At 29.9% G+C, this 23,033-nt stretch carries 17 protein-coding genes; 2 read left to right on the plus strand and 15 right to left on the minus strand.

Annotated features, from left to right (window positions below):
* From hepT to fomA (C4N20_RS03020), 5 genes are all read right to left on the minus strand, one after another.
* Complete coding sequence (hepT, locus tag C4N20_RS03005; RefSeq protein WP_005981008.1) at positions 1-417, minus strand: type VII toxin-antitoxin system HepT family RNase toxin; 417 nt, start codon at positions 415-417, stop codon at positions 1-3.
* Positions 418-538: 121 nt separating this feature from the next.
* On the minus strand, positions 539-1,729 hold the full coding sequence (fomA, locus tag C4N20_RS03010) for a major outer membrane protein FomA (protein WP_005981006.1): 1,191 nt from the start codon (positions 1,727-1,729) through the stop codon (positions 539-541).
* Positions 1,730-1,942: 213 nt separating this feature from the next.
* A complete protein-coding gene (locus C4N20_RS03015; protein ID WP_005981004.1) occupies positions 1,943-2,509 on the minus strand; it encodes an ATPase in 567 nt (188 codons plus the stop codon).
* Position 2,510: 1 nt separating this feature from the next.
* Complete coding sequence (locus C4N20_RS16465) at positions 2,511-2,684, minus strand: hypothetical protein (protein ID WP_005981002.1); 174 nt, start codon at positions 2,682-2,684, stop codon at positions 2,511-2,513.
* A 141-nt stretch (positions 2,685-2,825) separates the two neighbouring features.
* Complete coding sequence (gene fomA / locus C4N20_RS03020; RefSeq protein ID WP_005981000.1) at positions 2,826-3,911, minus strand: major outer membrane protein FomA; 1,086 nt, start codon at positions 3,909-3,911, stop codon at positions 2,826-2,828.
* Between the two features lie 317 nt (positions 3,912-4,228).
* Between fomA (C4N20_RS03020) and trkA the strand changes: the two genes are divergently transcribed.
* Positions 4,229-5,584, plus strand: coding sequence for a Trk system potassium transporter TrkA (trkA, locus tag C4N20_RS03025; RefSeq protein ID WP_005980998.1), 1,356 nt, complete (start codon positions 4,229-4,231; stop codon positions 5,582-5,584).
* A 13-nt stretch (positions 5,585-5,597) separates the two neighbouring features.
* Entirely contained in the window at positions 5,598-7,049 is a 1,452-nt protein-coding gene (locus C4N20_RS03030) for a TrkH family potassium uptake protein (protein WP_005980996.1), read from the plus strand.
* A 115-nt stretch (positions 7,050-7,164) separates the two neighbouring features.
* Here C4N20_RS03030 and C4N20_RS03035 read toward each other — a convergent pair whose 3' ends face one another.
* From C4N20_RS03035 to C4N20_RS03080, 10 genes are all read right to left on the minus strand, one after another.
* Positions 7,165-8,682, minus strand: coding sequence for an ABC transporter substrate-binding protein (locus tag C4N20_RS03035; protein ID WP_005980995.1), 1,518 nt, complete (start codon positions 8,680-8,682; stop codon positions 7,165-7,167).
* A 70-nt stretch (positions 8,683-8,752) separates the two neighbouring features.
* Positions 8,753-11,845 (minus strand): DEAD/DEAH box helicase, encoded by a 3,093-nt coding sequence (locus C4N20_RS03040; RefSeq protein WP_005980993.1) that lies wholly within the window; start codon positions 11,843-11,845, stop codon positions 8,753-8,755.
* Between the two features lie 122 nt (positions 11,846-11,967).
* On the minus strand, positions 11,968-12,339 hold the full coding sequence (locus tag C4N20_RS03045; protein WP_005980992.1) for a DUF2085 domain-containing protein: 372 nt from the start codon (positions 12,337-12,339) through the stop codon (positions 11,968-11,970).
* On the minus strand, positions 12,339-12,614 hold the full coding sequence (locus tag C4N20_RS03050) for a hypothetical protein (protein ID WP_005980990.1): 276 nt from the start codon (positions 12,612-12,614) through the stop codon (positions 12,339-12,341). The genes C4N20_RS03045 and C4N20_RS03050 overlap by 1 nt, the downstream gene beginning before the upstream one ends.
* A 195-nt stretch (positions 12,615-12,809) precedes the next feature.
* On the minus strand, positions 12,810-13,100 hold the full coding sequence (locus C4N20_RS03055) for a hypothetical protein (RefSeq protein WP_005980989.1): 291 nt from the start codon (positions 13,098-13,100) through the stop codon (positions 12,810-12,812).
* A gap of 12 nt (positions 13,101-13,112) precedes the next feature.
* Positions 13,113-14,801 carry an SWIM zinc finger family protein gene (locus C4N20_RS03060; RefSeq protein ID WP_005980987.1) on the minus strand — a complete coding sequence of 563 codons (1,689 nt, stop codon included), beginning with the start codon at positions 14,799-14,801 and terminating at the stop codon, positions 13,113-13,115.
* Positions 14,777-15,886 carry a VWA domain-containing protein gene (locus C4N20_RS03065; RefSeq protein WP_005980984.1) on the minus strand — a complete coding sequence of 370 codons (1,110 nt, stop codon included), beginning with the start codon at positions 15,884-15,886 and terminating at the stop codon, positions 14,777-14,779. Before C4N20_RS03065 ends, C4N20_RS03060 begins: the two co-directional genes overlap by 25 nt.
* Positions 15,876-18,320 carry a DUF5682 family protein gene (locus tag C4N20_RS03070; protein ID WP_005980981.1) on the minus strand — a complete coding sequence of 815 codons (2,445 nt, stop codon included), beginning with the start codon at positions 18,318-18,320 and terminating at the stop codon, positions 15,876-15,878. Before C4N20_RS03070 ends, C4N20_RS03065 begins: the two co-directional genes overlap by 11 nt.
* A complete protein-coding gene (locus C4N20_RS03075; protein ID WP_005980978.1) occupies positions 18,281-19,393 on the minus strand; it encodes an ATP-binding protein in 1,113 nt (370 codons plus the stop codon). Before C4N20_RS03075 ends, C4N20_RS03070 begins: the two co-directional genes overlap by 40 nt.
* A gap of 2 nt (positions 19,394-19,395) precedes the next feature.
* Positions 19,396-22,806: a DUF4132 domain-containing protein gene (locus tag C4N20_RS03080; RefSeq protein WP_005980976.1), complete on the minus strand. Its 3,411-nt coding sequence runs from the start codon at positions 22,804-22,806 to the stop codon at positions 19,396-19,398.
* Between the last annotated feature and the right edge of the window lie 227 nt (positions 22,807-23,033).

Consider the following 23,033-nt stretch of genomic DNA (forward strand, 5'->3'; position numbering starts at 1 on the left):
TTATTTATTAATTTCATATTTTAATATTTCTCTTGCTAATTCTAAAGCATCTTCTAAGTGATTTTCAATAATTTTTTGTAATATATCTAAACTTATAGCTTGATAGTCATGAACTGCAATATTTCTAAATCCTCCCATTCCTTGAAGATTTTTACTGAGTTCTTTAGAAATAATATTATTTTTTTCTAATATTTGAAATGTTTCTTTGCTGCTTTGAAAAAATCCATATTTATTTATTCTTATTACATGAGTCGCAAGATCTATCTCTGCTTCACATAATCTCTGAATATTTAAAATTATTGAATCCTGTTTTGTACAATTTTTCAAATTTAATGAATCATTTTCATATTCCTCATTTACTCTTTTTATACATTTTTTAATTGTTTCAATTTTATTAATTATAATATCATCTTTCATAATTCCACACCCCCAAAGAATAATTATTTTCAACATAAATATCATAATTATTATATCACAGCTAAAAAAAGTGCCCACAAATGTGAGCACTAAAAATTTTTATTTAATTTTTTAAACCAAACTAGAATGTAGTTCTGAATCCTGCAAATACAGTTGGCTGCCATCTCCAGTTAGTCGCTGAACTTTCATTTTTTATCGCCCAGTTTCTATACTCAGCACCAGCTGCTACATATACTTTTACAGATGGTGTTGCTTGATAGTTAAGTTGAACTGTTGGTAATGCATATAGTGAATAAGATTCATTATCTGTTCCTATTCCCTTAGCTAAGACTTTTTTTCCTGTTAAAGAACTATATGAGTCATTAGCAGCATGATATTCTGCATCATATTTTCCATTACAATAAGGTGTTCCATATTTTTTATTAGATGACCATTCATAAGTATCATATCCACCTTCAAAGTTAAAATCAACTGATACTTTTCCATCTGCACTTGTATAAAGGTTTTGAGTATTGTAAAGGAATGCCTCTACTGATACAGTAAAGTTTTTATCATCCATTTTGTTAGTTCCATTAAAAAACTGATCTTTACCATAGAAGTGTTGATCTGCATACACATTAAGTTCAAATGAGAATCCCCATGGGAACTCGTGCATTGTATATAAATCTACTCCCAATCTATTATCATAATCATCGTCATTTCCCTCTCCCCATACATATTTGTATTTTGGAGCTACCATAAAGTTAGTAGTTTTCACAAAATCATTATTGAACATATATTCAGCAAAATTAAATCTTGCTTGGTATTCTACTTCTTGTGCTCCAGCTACATCCTCTCTATCTCTATAATGAAGTCTTGAAGTTAAATTAACTTTAGAATCTCCAAGATTTCCATGGTTATAGAAATATCTTAATCTTGTGTCTGTTCCATCTTCTCCATTAGCATGAGTTGAAGTACTATTATATTCTCTTATTCTGTATTCTAAAGCTTGTTTTTCAGTTAAATTAATTTTTCCTTGTAATTGGATTCTTGAATAGTTATTTGCTCCATTCCAGTTTCCATTTCCAGCAGTTGTTCCATTGGCTGATTTAAATGCATCTTCCTGACCTTCAGTTTCACCATACCATCTGTATTGTAAATCTACATATCCGTTAGGTCTGAATCCTTCTTCTTTGTCTCTGTAAACGATAACTTCTTTTTCGATTACTTGAACTGGAGCTTCTTCAACAACAACTGGAGCTGGAACAACTTCTTTTGCAGATGCAGATGCTACAACAAGTAAAGAACCTAGTAAAAGTGCTAATTTTCTCATAATTATCTCCCCTTTTAAAAAGATTTTTTTATACCTTCCCCCTTGCTTCCAAGGAGTTAGATTTCCCATTACCAATGGGTAGGGGAGGGTTGACAAATCTTTATATCAGAACCCCAATAAAAGAGGATAGAAAAAGGATAGACATACCCCCTTTTAGTAGACAAAAAAATATTTCAAAAAATTAAAAAAGTTCACTGTAAAAAGCAAACTTTTTCAAATATATTTAATTATATTTTCCAGCCATTCAGGAATATTTTCATTCCATATGATATCACCATTTTCTACAAGAAGACACTCTCTTATATATTCGCTATTATCATATACAGTTATTTTATCACATATCTTAAAAACTTTTTTTAGATTTTCAAATGATTCAACATATCTTTTTTCTATGTCTTTATCTGGTATTCCATGACCACCATTTCTTACTCTTATTCTTACTCTTTCTTTTGCAATTTCTACATTTTTTACTCCAATATAGTGAAGATATATTTTAAAACCTTTTTCTTTAGCTTTTAAAATTCCTTTTAAAACAGTATTCCCTGTTAAAGTAGTCTCTTGATTAAAAGAAATTCCTTTTTCTATAAATTCATTTCTCCATTGAATTCCAATTCTAGCAGCTTTTATCTGATCAGATGAGTTTTTCCATTCTCCAATCTCTTTTACTATTTCATCAGTATTGATTCTTTTTCCTAAATCATTATTCTTTATTATTTCAATATTATATAAAGTTGATTTTCCAGCTCCATTTACTCCTGCAAAAATAGTATATACCTTCATATTAATATATTCCTTCTTCTATAATCTTCTTCTGCTCTTCTTGAAGTAAAAAGTTTCTTGCATTAAAGTAAAATTCCTTTTCTTCTTTTGTTTTAGCTGATTTTATCAATTCAAAGTACTCATCTATTTTTAAAGTTTTAAAATATTCATATATATTTACATTTTTTATTTCCATAATTATGACCTCCATTATTATAGTCTTATTATATATGTTACCCTTTTTTTCAAATAAAATCAATTAATATTTATCTATAAGCAAAAAAAGTGCCCACAAATGTGAGCACTAAAAATTTATTATTTAATTTTTTAAATTTGACTAGAATGAAGTTCTGAATCCAGCACCAACATATGGTTGCCATCTCCAGTTAGAAGCTGTGTTCTCAGTAGTGTTAGTCCAGTTTCTATATTCTCCTCCAACATATCCATAAACTTTTACAGATGGAGTTGCTTGGTAAGAAACAGTTACAGTAGTATCAATATACGCTTCATAGTTTGCATCATCGTATCTTGTAGCTTCGTCTCTAGCATCTAAAGCATATCCATATATATCTTCACTATGCCATTCATAAGTATCGTATCCTCCAGCTGATTTCCAATCTACAGACACTTTATCATTAGCATATAGATTCATTCCATGATATAAATAAGCTCCAACTTGTATTCTGAAATCATCATCAACAGTATCGTTTTTCTTAGTTCCAACTCTTTGATCTTGTCCATACATATTGTATTCAAGTCCATCAATTTCTAATTGAGTACTGAATCCCCATGGTAATTGATGCTCAATATTTACATATAATCCAAATCTATTAACATATGCATCATTATTAGATGACCATTCATAAGTATATCTAGGTGCTACTGTAAAGTCAGTAGTTTTTATATAATCATTGCTGAACATATATTCAACAAAATTAAATGCCGCAAAATATTGGATTTTTTGAGTTCCAGTATATCCATCTTCATACCATACTCTTGAATTAAAATTAACTTTAGAATCTCCAAGATATCCATGATCATATGCATATCTTAATCTTGTTTGAGTTCCCATATCATTTTTTTCAGTTTCTGATGCATTCCAATCATGTCTAGTTCTTACTCTGAAATATAATGATTGATTTTCTGTCATATTAAGATTTCCAACTAATTGAGTTTGTGAATAATCTTGTCTAGTATGCCAATCAGCATAATCATGATTTTCAGTTTTTCCCATAAATTTTAATGAAAGATCAACATACCCGTTAGGTCTGAATCCTTCTTCTTTGTCTCTGTAAACGATAACTTCTTTTTCGATTACTTGAACTGGAGCTTCTTCAACAACAACTGGAGCTGGAACAACTTCTTTTGCAGATGCAGATGCTACAACAAGTAAAGAACCTAGTAAAAGTGCTAATTTTCTCATAATTATCTCCCCTTTTAAAAAGATTTTTTTATACCTTCCCCCTTGCTTCCAAGGAGTTAGATTTCCCATTACCAATGGGTAGGGGAGGGTTGACAAATCTTTATATCAGAACCCCAATAAAAGAGGATAGAAAAAGGATAGACATACCCCCTTTTAGTAGACAACTTTTTTTTGCAAGTAATTTACAAAGAGGATGGCATAAAAAGAAATTTCCCCCTTTATTTTATATTTTTTAATTTTGGAAACATATGAATCTTGTGCTATAATTATCTCATACTAAAAATTAATATAATTATATTTTTAAATAGGAGTATGGTATGAAAATTACGATTGTTGGTGCAGGAAAAATAGGGGAACTGCTCTGCAAAGACCTTGCTATAGAAGGAAATGATATAACGCTTATTGAAGAGGATCCAAAAATATTAGACAGAATTCTTTCATCTTCTGATATTATGGGATTAGTTGGAAACGGAGCTAACTGTGAAGTATTAAGAGAAGCTTCTGTAGAGACAGCAGATATTTTTATAGCTGTTACACATTCTGATGAGATCAATATTATTTCATCAGTAATAGCAAAAAAAATGGGAGCACAATATACAATAGCCAGAGTCAGAAATCCTGAATATTCTTCTCAAATGAAATTTATGAGTGATTCTTTAGGAATAGATATAATGCTGAATCCTGAAGCAGAAGCTGCTTATTTTATAGCTAGAAATCTAGAATTTCCTAATGCTTTAAATGTTGAAACTTTTGCTGGAAATAAAGTGAATCTTGTAGAAGTTCTTGTAGAAAAAGATACCTATTTAGATGGAATAAAGTTAGTAGAATTTAAAAATAAATATTTTGCAAGTATTTTAGTCTGTATTGTAAAAAGAGGACAGGAAGTGTATATTCCAACAGGTAATTTTATCTTACAGGCTGGAGACAGAATCTATGTAACTGGCATTCAAAGTGAACTTTCTAAATTTTACAAGTCTCTTGGACATAAAGAAGAGCGTATAAAATCTGTTGTTATAATTGGTGGTGGGCGTATTACTTACTACTTAACAGAGATACTTTTAGAAAGAATGATGGATGTAAAAATAATTGAAATTGACGAAGAAAAAGCTCAAGAATTGAGCGGTATATATGAAAACGCTGTTGTAGTTCATGGAGATGGAACTGACAGTGAACTTCTTGATGAAGAAAGATTTGGTGAATATGATGCCTGTGTATCTCTTACTGGGATAGATGAAGAAAATATTATTCTCTCTATGTATGCCAATAAATTAGGAATCAAAAAAACTATTACAAAAATAAATGGTATATCTCTATTTAATGTTCTGGAGCTTGTAGGTCTCCAATCTATTGTTACTCCTAAAAAAATAATTGCTGACTATATAGTAAGAATAGTCAGATCATTGGTAAGTTCTCAAGGAGAAAATATTGAAACACTTTACAGACTTGTGGACAACAATGTTGAAGCTATTGAATTTAAAGTTCCTGAAAACAGTAATGTTATTAATATCCCATTGAAAGATTTGGATATAAAAGATAATCTTCTTATTGCCTATATTCTAAGAAAAGGTCAGCTGATATTCCCTGGAGGGCTTGATGTATTAAAACCTCAGGACAGAGTCATTATTGTTACTACTGAAAAATTCTTAGATGATATCAATAAAATACTAAAGTAATGGGGAATGAAATATGAATAATAAAATGGTTAGATATGTAATTGGGCATATTCTAAAAATAGAAACTGGATTTATGCTGATTCCATTGGCATTAAGTTTTTTTTATCATGAAGATATTATAGTCAAAAAAGCTTATTTTTTCACAATAATATTACTTTTATTTTCCAGTATCCTTATTTCTAAGAAAGTTCCTGAAAATCAAAAGATTTATGCTAAAGAAGGACTCGTTATAGTATCAGCTTCATGGATAGCCTTGTCACTCTTTGGTGCTCTTCCTTTTGTATTCAGTAAAAGAATACCTTCTTTTATAGATGCTTTTTTTGAAATAGTAAGTGGTTTTACTACAACAGGAGCCAGCATATTAACTAATGTTGAAGCTCTGGAAAAATCTCTCCTATTTTGGAGAAGTTTTACACATCTTGTAGGAGGAATGGGTGTACTGGTTCTAGCACTAGCTATACTGCCTAAAAATAATAACCAGTCTCTTCACATAATGAAAGCTGAAGTCCCTGGTCCTACATTTGGTAAATTAGTTGCAAAAATGTCTTATAATTCAAGAATTCTTTACATGATATATATTTTTATCACCATTGTTATTACTATATTGTTGAAGCTTGGTGGTATGCCTCTCTTTGATGCTGTGGTTCATGCTTTCGGTACAGTAGGAACTGGAGGATTCGGAATAAAAAACAGCAGTATTGCTTATTATCACAGCTCATATATTGATTATGTTCTTGGAATAGGAATGCTTCTATGTGGTATGAATTTTAACCTTTTCTATGCTTTGCTTTTAAAAAACTATAAGCAAGTATTCAAAAATGAAGAATTAAAATATTATTGCGGTATAGTTGCAATAGCTATAATTGCTATTTCAGTAAATATATCATCTTCATATACAAGTATCAGCCGTTTATTTAGAGATGTATTTTTCACTGTTTCATCAGTAATTACTACAACAGGATATTCTACTGTGGATTTTGATACATGGCCTGTATTTTCTAAAACAGTTCTTCTCCTTCTTATGTTTGTAGGTGGATGTGCTGGTTCTACGGCTGGAGGATTAAAGGTTTCAAGAATAGCAATACTTTTTAAAACAGTTGTTGGAGAATTTAAAAAAATAGGTACTCCCAATAGAGTTACAAATATAAAGATGGATAATAAAGTTATTACAAAAGAACTATCTAGTGGAATAAGTACTTATTTAATGTTGTATATCACTATATTCCTGATAGCTATTTTATTTGTAGCCTGGGATTCTCCCGATTTTCTATCTGCTTTCAGTGCTGTTGCCGCCACATTTAACAACATAGGGCCAGGAATGGGAATAGTTGGACCAACTTCCAATTATGCATCTTTCTCTGCTATCAATAAAGTTATATTGTCTCTGGTAATGCTTTTAGGAAGACTGGAAATTTTCCCTATATTAATACTTTTTTCACCTAGTTTATATGGAAAATCTAATTAGAATAAAATAACTTAAAGCTGGCTGGAAATTTTCTTTCTTGTCAGCTTTTTTAAAATAAAAAGAGGCTGTGTAAATTAGTTTATCACTAACTTGCAGCAACCCCATTTCTCTTTTCTTATTTAATTTTTTTTATCTTTGTTAAAACATGATGTCCATTTGGTCTGAATATAAAGTTAGTTATATTTTTTCTCATTCCTACTAACTCGTTTTTTCTAAGAATAGGTATCAATGGAAGATCTTCTTCCAATATAGCTTGAGCTTCTCTATAGATTTCAGCTCTCTTATCCATATCAGTTTCAAGTCTGCCTTGTTCTGCTAATTTATCATATTCAGGATTGCTGTAAAAACTTCTGTTTCCAGCTGCTCCTCTTGCATCTGTGTGATAAAGTGGATATAAGACAATATCAGAGTCATTAGTTCCTGGGAACCATCCACCTAAAATCAATTCATGTTGTCCAATAGCACTCTTTTCAAGATAAGTTCCCCATTCAACTGGCTCTATTATCAAATCTATTCCTAACTCTTTTAAGTTAGCCTGTATAATCTGAGCAGTCTGAATGTTGGCTGGAGTAGAATCTGTCATTATTTTCATCTCTTTAGGAATATCTCCAACTTTGTTTAAAAGTTCTTTTGCTTTATCTAAATTCAAGCTGATATCCCCTGTTGGTTTTCCTCCTATCATGTTAGGACTTACCATAGAAGTAGCCGGCTCTCCTGCATTGTCATAAACAGCACTCAATATTCCTTCTCTGTCTAAAACATTATTTACAGCCTGTCTAAATTCTTTTTTATTAAATGGAGCTTTTTCAGTATTAAATCCTACATATTCAGTTCTCATAGAAGGTCTGTTTACTAGAGTAAGATCTTTATTTTCCTCTACAAATTTTATGTCAGATGGACTAAGATTATATGCTATATCCACTTCTCCAGTTTCAAGAGCTATAAGTCTGTTGTTCCCTTCAGGTATAACTTTAAATACAAGCTCATCTATTTCAGGTTTTCCCATAAAGCTATCCTCAAATGGCTCAAATCTTAATACATCTCCACTATTCCAATAAGTAAGTCTGAAAGGTCCTGTTCCATTTGGATTTACAGCTATTTCACTTTCTCCTCTTTTCAATGTATCCTCTTTATTTATTATTCCACAAAGAGAAAGAGTCATATTATACAGCAATGGCGAAAATTCACTAGATAAAAGTACTCTCACATGAGTATCATCCACTATTTCAACACCACTTATTTTTTCTAAAAGTATACGAGTTCCAGCTTTTTCTCTCATTCTTTCCACAGAAAAAGCTACATCTTCCACTGTAAGTTCAGCACCATTATGAAATTTTATTCCTTTTTTTATAGTAAAAAGAATAGATTTTGGATTTTCAAATTCCCATTTTTCTGCTATTTCAGGAATAAGATTTCCTTCATCATCTACAGCTAAAAGAGTATTGAATACCTGTCTTGCTACAGTCATAGATGCTACCTGATTAGCAAGAGGCGGATCTAAAGTTTTAGGTTTTGCTGCCTGAGCTACAGTTACAGTTACCTTTTCATTTTTAGTCTCCTTCTTTTCCTCAGTTTTTCCTCCACATCCCAATAAAAATAGTGATAATGTTAATGCTGCTATCTTTTTTATCATATCTTTCCTCCAAGATTTTTTTTATATATCTCTTTATCTTCTACCATTTTTATTCATTTCTGTCCAGATTTTATTTTACATACAATAATTTTAATATCTCTTTTTTACTCAAAACACTCAACTCTTCATTTTGATCTAATATTTCTCTTATTAATTCTTCTTTTCCCTCTTTTATCGTATTTATTTTTTCCTCAATAGTTCCCTTAGCTACCATTTTAAAAACATTTACATTCTTTTTTTGTCCTAATCTATAAGCTCTGGCAGTAGCCTGATCTTCAACTGAGCTATTCCACCATGGATCAAAATGTATTACAGTATCTGCTCCAGTAATATTGAGACCGCTTCCTCCAGCTTTTAACGAGATAATAAACACATCTTCATTTCCCGAATTAAAGTTTTCTACTAATTCTATTCTTTCTTTTGCTTTTGTTTTACCATCTAAATATAAATATGTCATATTTTCAGGCATATTTTTTTTAATTATTTCCAGCATTTCAGTAAATTGAGAAAACACTAATACCCTGTGTCCTCCACTTTTACATTCTTCTAAAAGCTCCAATAGTGCTTCTAATTTTGAACTTTTACCACTATAGTCTTCTAAAAAAAGTTGCGGATGATTGCACAACTGTCTCAATCTTGTAATGTAGAGAAATATTTTCAATGAATTTTTTTCACTAGCAATTTCTCTTTTATATTTTTTTAAATAAGCTAGATAAAGCTTTTTTTCCTCTGTTCCTAATTCAACAATAATATCAGTTTCAATCTTATCTGGCAGTTCACTGAGGACCTCTCTTTTTAGTCTTCTCAAAATAAACGGCGCTATTACTTCTTTTAAACTTTTTAAGTCATTCCTATATTGCCTTTTAAATTTTATATGTTTCCCTAAATATCCAGGAAAAACAAAATCAAAAATACTCCACAATTCCAAAGCATTATTTTCTATTGGAGTTCCTGTTAAAGCTATTCTTATATCTGCTTTTATTTCTTTTACACAACTAGCAGTTTTAGACATATAGTTTTTTATATTCTGAGCTTCATCAATTACCAATGTGTCAATAGAAATATCCTTATAGAAATCCATATCTTTATTTAAAAAACCATATGTACTTATGAGAATATCTCCAGGTTTAGAATTTTCTATTTTTCTTTTTCTTGCTGCTATTTCCCCTTCTATAATCTTTACAGAAAGATGTGGAGCAAATTTTTTAAACTCATTTCTCCAGTTGTACATAAGAGCCTTTGGTGCTATTACGAGTTTTAAGCCTTTTTGTTCTTCTATTGCAGAAAAATATGATATTATCTGTAAAGTTTTTCCAAGCCCCATATCATCTGCTAATATACCTCCCATTCCTAATTCCCTTAAGAATAAAAGCCACTGTAGCCCTAGTTTTTGATATTCTCTTAATATTGGAAAGTTTTTGTCTATGTCTGGATTATTATTTTTTTCCTTACACTGTATAATTTTTTTATAGACAGTTTCAAGATTTTTTGTCTTCTCCATGCTAGTCAACCTATTTAAAAATTTTGCTAAAAAGTATCCATAATTTCTTTCTCTTTTTATTTTTCCTGAAAGTATCTCATCCCTTTTTGCTTCGGTTTTTTCCAACAATTCTGAAAATTCTTCCATATTCTTATTTTCTCCTAAAAAAAGTATATCTCCATTTTTAAGAATATAGTATTTTTTCTTTTCTTTAACAGCTTTTAATACACCTAAAATTTCTTCTTTTGCAATTCCATCTATTTCAAAGTTTATTTCAAAAAGATCAGTTATTTTAGTTGACGCACAATAACTTACTGTTTCATATTTTCTTAATTTAAAATCTTTTGAATAAAAGATTTTATATTTCATATTTAGCTTAGGAATACCTTCTTTTACAAAAAGATAAATTTTATCATGATTATCTAAGACATATTTTTCATTGTCTTTAAAAAATCTATAATTTTCTAATATTTTAACAATGTCTTTTGTTTCTATTTCTTTATCTGATTCTTTATCTAAAATAATAAGTTTATCTATGTTTTTCTTTTCTTTTCCATCATATAATTTTTTTATAGTTAGTTCTATTCCTTTTTTTGCATTTGAATCTATAAATATTCCAATATCCATTAGCTTAGGTTTATATACTCTTTCTTTTAATCTTTTGCTTATATTTACTTTAGCGAATCTTGATATTTTATTCACTATATCTTTCAAGTGCTCTTCCTTTAAACTTAAATTCCAATTTTTCAATTTCATTATTCTTTCAAATTCTCTGAATTCTTCCAATTTTTCTGGAGATACCTTGTATATTTTCACATCAATAATATCTCTATACCCAATATAACTATATCCCATGCTCAGATATTTTATAGGTTCTGAAAAAGTTATATTGATTTTTTCATTATAATAATCTAAATCAACTTTTATAAGTTTTTCTAACTTTTCTTTTTTAATATTTATTTGTTCATTCTTTTCTAATATATTAAGAAGTCTTTCAGCAGATTTTTTTCTTTCAAATATTTTCTCGATAGAAAACTCTTCCCTTTGATTATTAGAAGTATAAAATTCATAAATTTCTTTTAATGAATCAAGAAATTCCTTTTCCCAACCAATGAAATATTCTCTTTGAGGATCATACGTATACAATGCTCCAAATCTCATAGAATTTTCTTCATAATTTTCTAAGAATTCTGAAATCTTCTCATTAAGTTTATATTTTCTTCCACCTATCAAGAGTGTTAAATCTATATCAACACTTGATTCAGTATCATTTTTATTAACTATCCATAAGTCAGCATCTAAACCGATTTTTTCTTTAGGTGCCTTTTCTTTTCTAAAGTATTCTATTATTTCTCTTTCTTTTTCTGTTTCTAATCCCTCTAAAAAATTATTTCCTTCAAATGCCATAGCTACTATATGTTTACATATACTTTTATTTAAATTATAGTAAATACAATTACAATGGTAATCCATAAGTTCATCTTTAGTAAAGTTAATGCTGGGCTTGTATACATCTACACTTCCATTGAATTTTCCTTCCATCTCAAATATAGTTTTACCTTTTTTTTGAGTTTTTTCTATTCGGTAATCAAGGAGCTGCTTATTATCATAGCAATCTCTTCCTTTATCAATTATCTTTTCATTTTTAGTTTTTCTGAATACATTCAGTAAGAATCTTGCCACTTTATATTTAGAATCTTTTTATATTAAAACAGATTCTATCCTCCTTCATATTAATTTATCTACATCTAACCACAAAGAACAGAATCAAAATAATTCAATTCTGTTCTTTAAATTAAAATTTTTTATTGAATAAAAATATATTTTTTCAGAAAAATAATAGCTAATTTCACCATTGTTCTATGAAAGTATATAAAAATAAATATAGTTCCCATGCCAAACAAAATTCCTGTAATAATTCTTCTAATATTATTACTTTCTTTTATTCCTAATGATTGTATTACACCATCAGCTATTAAAGGAAGAAGGATTGAGATAGTAATATATCCCTGTGGAACTTCTGATAAAATACCATATATTATTCCAAGCACCCATCCTAAAAGTATTCCTGTACATCTTGCACATATAGGAAATTGCTCTCCTTTGAAGTAAAAACTTCTCTCTGGTCTCGAATGACACATAAACAGTATTTTTAAAAATTTTCCTGCTTTATGCATTAGCTTGTTGTAGCAATAGTCATTCCTATAATAAAAACAAGAAATATAAAATAAATAACAACAAATACTGCTCCTATAATTGCACTGACCAAAGCTCCTATTCCTACTGCTTTTGCTGTTTTAGGTTTTTCATCTCTCCATACCAGCCATAATATTAAACCAACTATTGGAATACAAAAACCTAGACATCCCCAGGCAAATCCTCCTCTATCTTGATCTTTTCTCTGAATTTTTACTTCTTCTACTATCTCTAATTCATCTTTGTTCTCATCCATTATTATGTATCCCCCTTGGTGCTCTAATGTAGTTATATTTTAACACAGCTATTTAAGTATTTCCAGATTATTTCCTCTTTTTCTTCAAATTTACTACTTTAATATTTATATTTTTGAAAAAATTCTTTTTATAGTTGTGTTTATAAAAGAAATTGCTGTTTTATTTAATAAAATGTGAAATAAAATTATACTTTTTTAAGAAATCATATCTTTAGCATTTTGAATATAAAATTCTAATTTACAAAATATATCTGTAGCTATTTTCACATCATATTCGAAACTATTTCTTCTTTTATTAAGTTCATTTTTTAAATCATTTATAAGCTCTCCTGCTCTATCCATTCCCGTTTTCCTGCATAAATTTTCTATTTGTTCAAGTTTTTCAAAAGTTGCAGGCTGCACTGTATGAAAACCACTTAGAAAAATATCATTCATAATATTTTCTGTATCATTTATTATTGTTTCTACAACATTACTATTTTTCATCTTTTCACCTGCTTAAAAAAATATATTTTTTATCTGACCACTCTGCATTCCACTTAAAAATCTTCCATTCATTATACCGTTTTTTTCACTAATACTTCCAAGTATATATTCAAAATAAAGTCCTGTTTTATTTTTTTCAAAATATTTTATAGCATTTTCCGACACAGAACTATATTTTATATCAAATGTTATAATATTGCCATTTGAATCACAAGAATCAAATTTAAGCTTCTGCTCTATTTTATCATATTCTATATTTTTTATCTCTTCTGCTTTTATTAAAAATATATTTTTAGTTGCTGAATATGGTTCAAAATACTTAAATTTGTGTTTTCTTAACTCTTCTCCTATGAAAGAGTAATCAGAAACTGCTATTTCCTGTACATCCTCTTCTGAAGTTTTTCCTTTTATACTGCAAACTGTAGATTTTGCAGAAGATACTTTTCCAGTAGATAATTTTGCATCTCTTAAAGTCATTTTTGACATGGATACTTCTTTGAAAGAAAGATCGTTTGACCATACCTGTCCCATATTGTACAAAGTCCCCAATTGTGAACTATTTTCATAAGGTCTGAGAGTGCTCATAGATAAAATAGTTTTTATATCCTTACAATAAAAATAAGCTGTTACTAAAAGATCATTTCTTTTAGTCAGTCCTCCAGAAGCTCCCAATCCCATTAATTCAATGTTATCAAGATTAAATTTCTCTTCCTGTCTCTGTCCTGCCAGCATCAGTTTCTTTCTGTTATTTTCTGTCACAAGAAGAGCTGATGTCCTATTATAGACAGAACATAATATATGCATCAATCTTTTATTAGAAAAAGATATATTTTTAGAAAAATAAAATCCCAGTTCACTTGAAAGATTTTTTAATTCATCTGCTGCTGCAAAAAATTTTATTCCATAAGTCTGTATATAGAATTTTTCTGCCTGGCTTATTTCATTTCCAGTTAATCCAGATATTCCTCTATCAAATATAGAACTTATAAAAAGATGGAGATTTTGTATAATTTCTCTCTCCTTTTCTCCTATTTCTATTTTATCATACTCTGTGTCTTCCTCTGTTATTTTTCCTTCCTTTATCAAGTAAGATATCAGAGCATATGCTTTATGTGAACATATTCCTTTTTCTTTACAAGAACACATAGCATTTTCTATAGAGTTTTCCTTTGGAAAATATACTTTTACACTTTGACTGGCAATAGATACAGTAAGCATATCTCCATATTCAAACACTGCTTCATTTCTTATAAAAATTGAATTGATAAGAGAATTATAATTTTTCTTTCCAACTAGTTCTAATACCTTTTCTCCAGTAAGTTTTTTTAATTCCTCATAGAATACTGTTTCATCAATTTCTTCTTTTGCCTCTTCTTTTATCTCTTCAGCTCCATCTTGATTATTATCATAGAATTCCTTTAAATAAAGGAGAGCCATTACAATATGTTTACAGATGCTGGAAGATGGACATGTACATTTACTGTTTTGAATATTTACATTTAACTCCACCACTGCATCTTCTATTTTTACTTCTATGAGCCCAGTATCTTTTACTGCCAATGAAATATTCTCTCTGGCTTTTTCCAAATCTTTTATAGAACGTTTATATATTCCTTTATTTGAAATGCTCACTATAAATTCTTCATTAATAAAAGGAAGAAAAGATTTTATTTCATTTATAATACTATTTTTGCTATCCATTGTGCCAACTCCTTTGGTGTGATAGCTGCCACATCAGCACCTAGATTTGCCATTTTCTGAGCAGCATTTTTATCATAACTTCCCTGAGCACTGTAATCCAAAGCAGGAAGTACAAACATTCTCGCTCCAGTTTCTATGATATCAAATACTCTTTTGTACATCTGTCTATAATCATACCCATCATAGAGGTCACTTACTAATACAACAATAGTTTTTTGAGGCTGTGTTATTTTAGAAGCAGCATAATCAAGTGCCTTTGAAATATCTGTTCCTCCTCCTAGCTGTACACTGAGAAGAGTTTCTACTGGGTCGCTTACATAATCAGTAAGATCTACTACATTTGTATCAAAGACTATGAGCTTTGTATCTATCATAGATAATTTAGAAAATATTCCAGCCATAACAGCACTATATATTACAGAGGAAACCATACTTCCACTCTGATCCACTACTATTATTATATGATATTCATTCTGCTTTTTTATACGAGAAGAAAAATACAATCTTGATGGAACAAGAACTTTTCTTTCTACATCATAATTTTTTAAATTTCTTCTTACAGTTTTTTTAAAATCAAAATTTCTCATTGTACGAAGTACTCCACTTTTATATGGATTTTTCTTTCCATGAAAAGCTTCAATTATCTCTTTTCTTAATTTCTCCTCTATCTCTTTTACTACTTCTCCTATTATGTTTCTAGCAGTCTGAAGCACCTGAGGGCTCATCATTCTTTTAAAAGCCAATATATTTTTTAATAATTCCATATCTGGCTGCATCTGTTTAAGAATTTTTTCATCAGTAAGAAGTTCTGTCAATTTATATTTAGAAATTGCCTGTTTCTGCATTATTTCCACTGTCTCTTCTGGAAAGAGCTCTCTCACTTTTCCTATCCATTCTGGAACAGTAAGGCTTGAACCGCCTCTTCCTCCCTCTTTACGTATTCCTTGTTCTTCTGAATATTCCCTTGAGTAAAGAAAGTCAAGAACAGAATCCATACTGGCATATTGAGGGTCAAGACTCATACTATCCTGAGCAAATTCTCCCAGAACAAGCCTCCACTTATTCAGTGTCTTTTTATCTTCCATCTTCTCCCCCTTTTTCCAGAAGCCATTCATCTAGTTTTCCAGCACAATATTTATCTATATCCAGTGCTTTTTCCATTTCTTTTTGATCAAAAACATCTCCATAGAGCAAAGATTCTCCTGATATATCATAAAATGAAGATACCTGTTTAGCTATTTTATCTGTTTCAAAAGGAAGAAAATATGTAAATGCAAATCTTAAATCTGGAAGTATTTCTAAAAACAGATCTCCATCAGTTTCTTTTAATATGTTGTCTAAAGAGTGAAGCATTCTGTCATCTACAAATACTATATCTTTAGCTATCTTAAAAAATCCTTTAAGAAAAGAAGCTGACATTTTTTTAGAAATATCAGAACCATTAAGATATGAATTAAATTTATTCATAGCTTCTTCCAGAGATATTTTTCCTTTCTTAAAAAGAACTGCACTCCCAGCTCCAGATAAAGCTGTATTAGCTGAGTTATCTTCATATATTGAAAACATACTTTGAATAAAAGATTCCTCTTCCTCTTTATTTATACTGTCTATAAAATAAGTATATAGGAATTTTATTCCATCGCAGATACTGTCTTCATCTTCTTTTTTAGAATTTATAACAGTATATATCAGTGTCAGCATACGAGTCAAACTTAACTCTATTACTTTATCCAGTATTGGAATATCTATTCCAGCAAAACTTGTATTATATGTTTTTACTTCACAAAGATTTTTAAAGCAGTCAGATACACTTAAAAAATCCATATCATTACCTATAATATCCATGAGTTTTTCAAAAATAATTCCATATATAGAATTCAATCCCATACGATTTGCTTGTAAAAGTCTCTCTGAAATCTCTCTGGCATTATTATGTTCAGATGCTATTCCTTTTATTATCAAAGACATACATGCTTCTTCTACAGTTCCACCATATGCAGAATTTGTAATAAGAGCTACCTGTACACCTGGGAAAAAACGATATTCCCAAGTCTCTCTAAGGAGTATCCTTCCTTTTCCTGTATTAGAGTCTTGCCCTTTTAAATAATTACAGAAATTTGTCTCTAAAAAATTCATCTGATGAAAAAATCTGCTCTTCTCTCTATGACTTTCGTTATTAAATACATCCAGCTTTGTTTCCTTTTTCATACTTACTGTTGTAGATATTTTAAACTTTTTACATTTAACAAAAAAATCGTTTACTAAAGGTGGAACTCCACAGTCTGGATCTATTGTCCCCATTTCCATTCCCGTAAGAAGTCTGTAGAGATTCTTTAATGCTGGCTGGTGATATGAATTTATCTCTCCCTTTACAAAAGATGACTTCACTCCATCTATCAGTTCAAATACTCCGCATTCTTTCTTTTCCCTTAGCTCTCCCAGTCCTCTTGCCATATAGTATGACTGCATTTCATCAGCTATTGAAAGGGGCTGTTTTTTTCTCACTGCCCCTGCTGTATTGATAATAAAACGCAGTACTGTCTCTTCAAAAGGCTTCTTTCTCTTTTTACTTATATTTTCCCAGACTTTCTGATAAAAAAATGGAAAGACCATTCCTGATTCATATCCAGAATTTCTGTCAGATTCTTCAAAAGAATATGGCATAAGATAACTTGGTGAATCCTCTTCCTTTATTTTTTCTATTTTAAATGTAGGAAGCTTCTCTGCTGTAATAAGATTTACAAGTTCTATTGTATGAATTCCTCCTGTTACAACTAAAACTTTCTTATATTTTTTCATAGCTTCACGAATATTTTCAGCCATGTAATACTCTCTGATTATATCTCCATGATAAATCAATTCATCTTGAGAAGTATTCTCTCTGCTATAATAGCAATAATAAAAGAGACTTTTTATAAAATTTTCAGTTTCCATATGAAAACCTTCTATTTCAAAAAGCATTTCCCAAAGTTCATTGAAATTTTTGCAGCCCATTTTTTCTACAAGCATTTTGTAATAGCTGCTCTGTAGAAATATTCTGTCATCTTCATAATTTTCTGCTGTTTTCTGTTCTGGGTCAGGAGTATTCAAAAGTTTTTCTCCATAACCAAGATCTATAAACTCACAAGGTGTTCCTCTCTTTGCTCCCTCTTTTAAAGCAGTGAGTTCAGGTGAATAATCCAAGAAGGGATAAAATGCTCTGTATTTTCCCTTCTCTTCATTTATTTTTCCCTGCTTGTCATCATAGCTTAAATATATACAAAAAGGAGTCTTTGTTTTATCAGATACAGCATATTCTATAAGATGACCTGCATTTCTTGGCCCCTCTATCAATATAGCCTCTGGCTGATATTCCTCTATTACTTTTTCCAAATGAAAAGAACAGACAGGACTGTGATGTCTTACAGGAAACAATACGAAATCAGAAGATAAATCATAGCTTCTTTTAAAAAGTTTATCTATTTTTTTTACTTCTTCATCTATTTCAGATTGTTTCTCGCCTCGTAATAATCTATCCATAATGACCCCTCTTTTTCTGCTCTTTTTTTCACTACAGTTCCAAAATAATTTCTAAGTTTTGATAAATCATCTCTATTTTCTTTAATTACTGCTCCTTTAATATTCTGTACAAGTTTATCAGCAGTTATTTTTCCATCACTGTAATAATATGAATCAATAGCAGTCTGGAAATATACTGATACTGCCTCTGCTGTACTCATTACTGAAGATGGAACATCTACTTTTATATTTTCATAAGTTATACCTTCTCTCAATTCTCTAAAAGTTAGAGCCAATATCTCAATAACATTATGATCTATCTTCATTTCTATGTTAGCTTCATTAAACATTTTTTCACATTCCTGCTCTATTATTTTAGCCTCTATAGTTACACTACTCACTGGAAGAACAGTTTCAAAGTTAAATCTTCTCTTTAGTGCACTACTCATCTCGTTAATCCCCTTATCTCTTGTGTTGGCAGTAGCTATCACATTGAATCCAGGTCTTGCATACAGTACAGGTTCTTCTGCAAATTCAGGTATATTAAGCATTTTATCACTCATAACACTTATCATACTGTCCTGCATCTCTAATGGACATCTAGTTATCTCTTCAAAACGAGTTATCATTCCCTCTTTCATTCCAATATACAAAGGAGCTGGAACAAGAGCTTCTCTTACAGGTCCTTTTGCCAAAAGCATTGCATAGTTCCATGAATACTTTATCATATCCTCTGTAGTTCCTGCTGTTCCTTGAATAGTGTTTGTACTTGTTCCGCAAATAGCAGCAGATAAAAGTTCGCTCAACATAGTTTTTGCTGTTCCGGGATCTCCCACCAGCATAAGCCCTCTATTTCCTGCCAGAGTTATTATACTTCTTTCTACAAGAGAATCATCTCCATAAAATTTCTTAGTTATTTTTATTTTTTTCCCATTGTGCTCTATTGCTTTATCGCTTCCAAGGATGAATGTTCTCACTGCCTTTGGAGACATAAGCCAGTTTTCTGGCTTTTTCCCTGTATCTATACTTTTCAATGCTTCTAGCTCTTCAGCGTACTTCATCTCCATAGTAGGTTTTAAAATTTTTACTTCCACAACTATTCCTCCCTGTTTTCAATAGCTTTTTCTGTTATCATCTTTCCTGCAAGATATGCAAGACTTATAAGTTTTTTAGGTACTTTTCTAAGAACTACTTCACTGTTGCTTTCTCTTGAAATAAAGCTTATTTTAAGTATACTTATAATAGTACTGTAATCTCCCGGATAGAAATTATTTGTAGATATGAACATTCTCAAATTACTTGATTCATCTAGGAAAGTACATCCACAGCATTCACCATATTCAGCAAATTCCATATTAAATCCAAGTTTATTTGCTGCACTTTTGAAAGTTGAAGCATATATCTTCTTAGTTTTAAATTCTGATATTTCTTTTTCTTCAAGCTCTTCATCTTTAAGAATATATACAGGAATATTCAGCTGATCTACTGGCTGTACTATTTCATAATCTTCAAGCTGTTCTGTCCATGCTGCCAATTCCTCTTCATTTATATCAGCTGGATGCAGTGGAAGTATATATGTTCCATTTTCCACTTCATACTCTTCTTCTTCTACTGTATTAAAAGTCCCGTCTTCCATATATCTGAAAGTTTTTATAATATTTCCTTTATCATCTGTTTCTTCCCAAACTAATTTTGTTGCAAAACTGTTCATTATAGGATTTTCTATAAACAGTTCTTTCCATTTGTCTATACTCCATTTTCTTCCTACAATAACTGCTTTAGCTATTCTTAATTTTTGAGATTCTACAACAATTTTTATCTGTTTCTTTATATTTTTCAGTTCCTCTTTACATTCTGCTGCCATATCCTCATTGTCGTTATTTTTAGCAGACGCCTTTGGAAGAGATTTTATCTGTTTTCCAGTATTATCAAAAAGTGTTATTTCCATCTTATCATCTAATACTGCTTTAAATTCTCTCTCTCCATAATTGAATATTCTTGTTCTGTCTTTTCCAAAACCTAAATCAGGAACAATTATATCATCAAGTTCATCTCTAGACATTCCCATAGCCTCTGCTGCAATATCCATGGCTTCAAGGGCTGCTCTTTTTACTCTTTTATTTTTATGTTTTCTTGACATACTATCCACAGTAAGAAGTGCCATTTTACTTCCATTCATACATAGAGATTGGATAGCAAAAGTAGCAAGTCCCGGTTTGCTGTTTTCTGCCCAAAAGTCTATCTGTTTTTTAATCATAGGTATTTGAGCTTCTCCAGCTGTAAGAGCCAGAGGAAGCAGGATGTTTCTGTATTTTGTAGTAGAACCTTCAGCTACCCACATATCAAAAATACTTTTCATTAGAAGTCTCAAATCAAAGATATTTACTACTTCCTGTATTCTTTTACATCCCTTTATTATATACAAATCTTTTAAAACTATATATTCTGATACAAAATATTTCATTACTTTTTCTGAAATCTTCTCTTCTGAATCTTTTATTCTCACACTTCCATAATCTATCTCTTTTGCATATGGAGTATTTTTATCATTAGTTTTAGTATATAGGTTTTCTATATATTCTGTTATTTCAGCAATATTTTCTATATTTCTTAAATCTTTTTCTATTTTATCATTATCCCATATTCTTATTAAACGCATAGCTGTATCAGCAGTTATCTTGCTCTTAGCCCCTGCCAGTTCCTCTATCTTAGAACGTACTTCCTTTTCTTTAGACTTAAGCATATCTTCTACCATACTTGTTACACTTTTTATTTTTTTCTCAAATACATTAGTTAACTCTACATAATCAAATCCATTATTTTCTTTATAAAGAACATTGATAAATTTTTTCAAATCTTCTATTTCAAAAGAATTGTCTTTTAATAACTCATAGATTTCTTTTTCATATTTATGAGCAAATTGCAGAAACTCTTTTTTCTCAGTTTCTTCTTCTGAAAATCTATAGTCCAAATATCCCTGACATACATCTTCAAATGAAATTCTCATTTTATCATAAAGTCTTATATAGACATTTTCAGTATTTATAGGACATACACACTTATAATTTATTATAAAATGGAAAAGATATCTCACATATCCTTTTATTTTCAGTGATACTTCTACAGCATTTCTTGCTATTGTAGAGTATTCAATCAATGAAAGTGCTGAAACGTTTATTTTATTTGCTGGAGTTCTATATTTATATGCATTTCCAACTTCAGATATTTTTATCCCATTTAATGCTGCATTTTCATCTCTTAAAAATTCAAAATCCTCCATTCCTATTTCAGGAAATTCATAACTATATACATCTTGATTTGTGTACATTTCTTTGTATGATTTTATTATAAGGTTTTCAGCCTTTCTTAAATATGCTGCCCTTTCTTCTTCAGTCAGATGATTATTTTTTAGAAGAAGGCTTAAAAGTACACTTCCCATTACATCTTCTTCATCTATCTCTCTTTTCATTATAGATTTCACATATTCTGGAGAAGCCTTTATACTTTCTTCTATACTTTTATAAAAATATTTTTCATTATATCTGTAATCGCTTGAAATACGCTCCAGACAGAAGTCCAATTTATATTTATCAGAAAGTTTTAATTCTGCTATATTTTTCATTGTCTGTTCATCATTATTATGAATATAAAGGAATGTTACAGGTTCTGCCATTGCTGCTATCCTAGCCCCTTGAAAAATAATATTTGAAGTCATTTTTATTTCCTTTATTATTCTGCTGATTAAGATAACTTCATGCATTTCAGAGGTAAAAACCAGTTTTATCGGATCAAGTTCATTATAGTATTGATCTATTTGTGGATCTTTTATATCATTTTCAAGAATTCTTTTTATAGCTTTCTCTTTTATTCTTTTCTTTAATATGCTATAAAAAAATCTCTCTAATTTCTCTACTGTTTTTTCTTTTTTTCCAAAGAAAATATTACCTAATTTTTCTATTGGATTGCTGTTTTTTTCATTAATTAATTTTACTATAAGAAGCATTCCTGCTGCAAAAGCTGCATTTCCATTAACTTTATCATATTCATCTATATATTCATCTGCAATATCCTTATAATTTTCAATAAACTTATCTACTGCATCTTTTTCTGTCTGCCACCAGTATCTTGTAGTATATAACAGAGTTTTTTGAAAATCTTCCTTTACAAAAGCCTTACTGAGTCCCATTTTTTTATAAAGGCTGTACTTACCACTAAAAAGTTGAAATTGAGTACTTAATTTATCTGGAGCTTCTTTGTACATCAATTCTGTATATCTTTTTAATACCTCCCCATCTTCATTATCTATGAAATTTTTATTTTCATCAAAACAACTCATATTTTCAAAACCATAAGCTTGATACATTGACATTTTCTGCCTGATATCATTTCCTGATGGAGCTATATTTGTTTCCCCTAATATATAACTCTCCAGCTGCTCTCTTACTTGTGGATCCTTGTAAGAATAAACATTTCTTAAAATAATTTCTGCTACTTCTCTTTTTGCCATTTTTACCCCCTATATTTTATAATAGCTTTATTTTTTTGTTTATCTGAATAGATAAGTATTGATTGTCCTGTTTCTATTATACTTCAAAATTTCAAATAATGAAACAGCCTCCTATATATATTTACAGATAATTTTTTTCGCAACTATAAGTAAACAATTATTATCCTTGCTTTCTACAATGTTTTTAAAAATTAACGCATTTGCTGGTTTCGTAGAAAAAAAGAAGC

The sequence above is a fragment of the Fusobacterium ulcerans genome, assembly GCF_003019675.1.
Taxonomy (GTDB): domain Bacteria; phylum Fusobacteriota; class Fusobacteriia; order Fusobacteriales; family Fusobacteriaceae; genus Fusobacterium_A; species Fusobacterium_A ulcerans.

Coding starts and splice junctions, on each gene's coding strand:
- hepT (WP_005981008.1), bottom strand. CDS start 417: ATGAAAGATGATATTATAATTAATAAAATTGAAACAATTAAAAAATGT.
- fomA (WP_005981006.1), bottom strand. CDS start 1,729: ATGAGAAAATTAGCACTTTTACTAGGTTCTTTACTTGTTGTAGCATCT.
- C4N20_RS03015 (WP_005981004.1), bottom strand. CDS start 2,509: ATGAAGGTATATACTATTTTTGCAGGAGTAAATGGAGCTGGAAAATCA.
- C4N20_RS16465 (WP_005981002.1), bottom strand. CDS start 2,684: ATGGAAATAAAAAATGTAAATATATATGAATATTTTAAAACTTTAAAA.
- fomA (WP_005981000.1), bottom strand. CDS start 3,911: ATGAGAAAATTAGCACTTTTACTAGGTTCTTTACTTGTTGTAGCATCT.
- trkA (WP_005980998.1), top strand. CDS start 4,229: ATGAAAATTACGATTGTTGGTGCAGGAAAAATAGGGGAACTGCTCTGC.
- C4N20_RS03030 (WP_005980996.1), top strand. CDS start 5,598: ATGAATAATAAAATGGTTAGATATGTAATTGGGCATATTCTAAAAATA.
- C4N20_RS03035 (WP_005980995.1), bottom strand. CDS start 8,682: ATGATAAAAAAGATAGCAGCATTAACATTATCACTATTTTTATTGGGA.
- C4N20_RS03045 (WP_005980992.1), bottom strand. CDS start 12,339: ATGCATAAAGCAGGAAAATTTTTAAAAATACTGTTTATGTGTCATTCG.
- C4N20_RS03050 (WP_005980990.1), bottom strand. CDS start 12,614: ATGGATGAGAACAAAGATGAATTAGAGATAGTAGAAGAAGTAAAAATT.
- C4N20_RS03055 (WP_005980989.1), bottom strand. CDS start 13,100: ATGAAAAATAGTAATGTTGTAGAAACAATAATAAATGATACAGAAAAT.
- C4N20_RS03060 (WP_005980987.1), bottom strand. CDS start 14,801: ATGGATAGCAAAAATAGTATTATAAATGAAATAAAATCTTTTCTTCCT.
- C4N20_RS03065 (WP_005980984.1), bottom strand. CDS start 15,886: ATGGAAGATAAAAAGACACTGAATAAGTGGAGGCTTGTTCTGGGAGAA.
- C4N20_RS03070 (WP_005980981.1), bottom strand. CDS start 18,320: ATGGATAGATTATTACGAGGCGAGAAACAATCTGAAATAGATGAAGAA.
- C4N20_RS03080 (WP_005980976.1), bottom strand. CDS start 22,806: ATGGCAAAAAGAGAAGTAGCAGAAATTATTTTAAGAAATGTTTATTCT.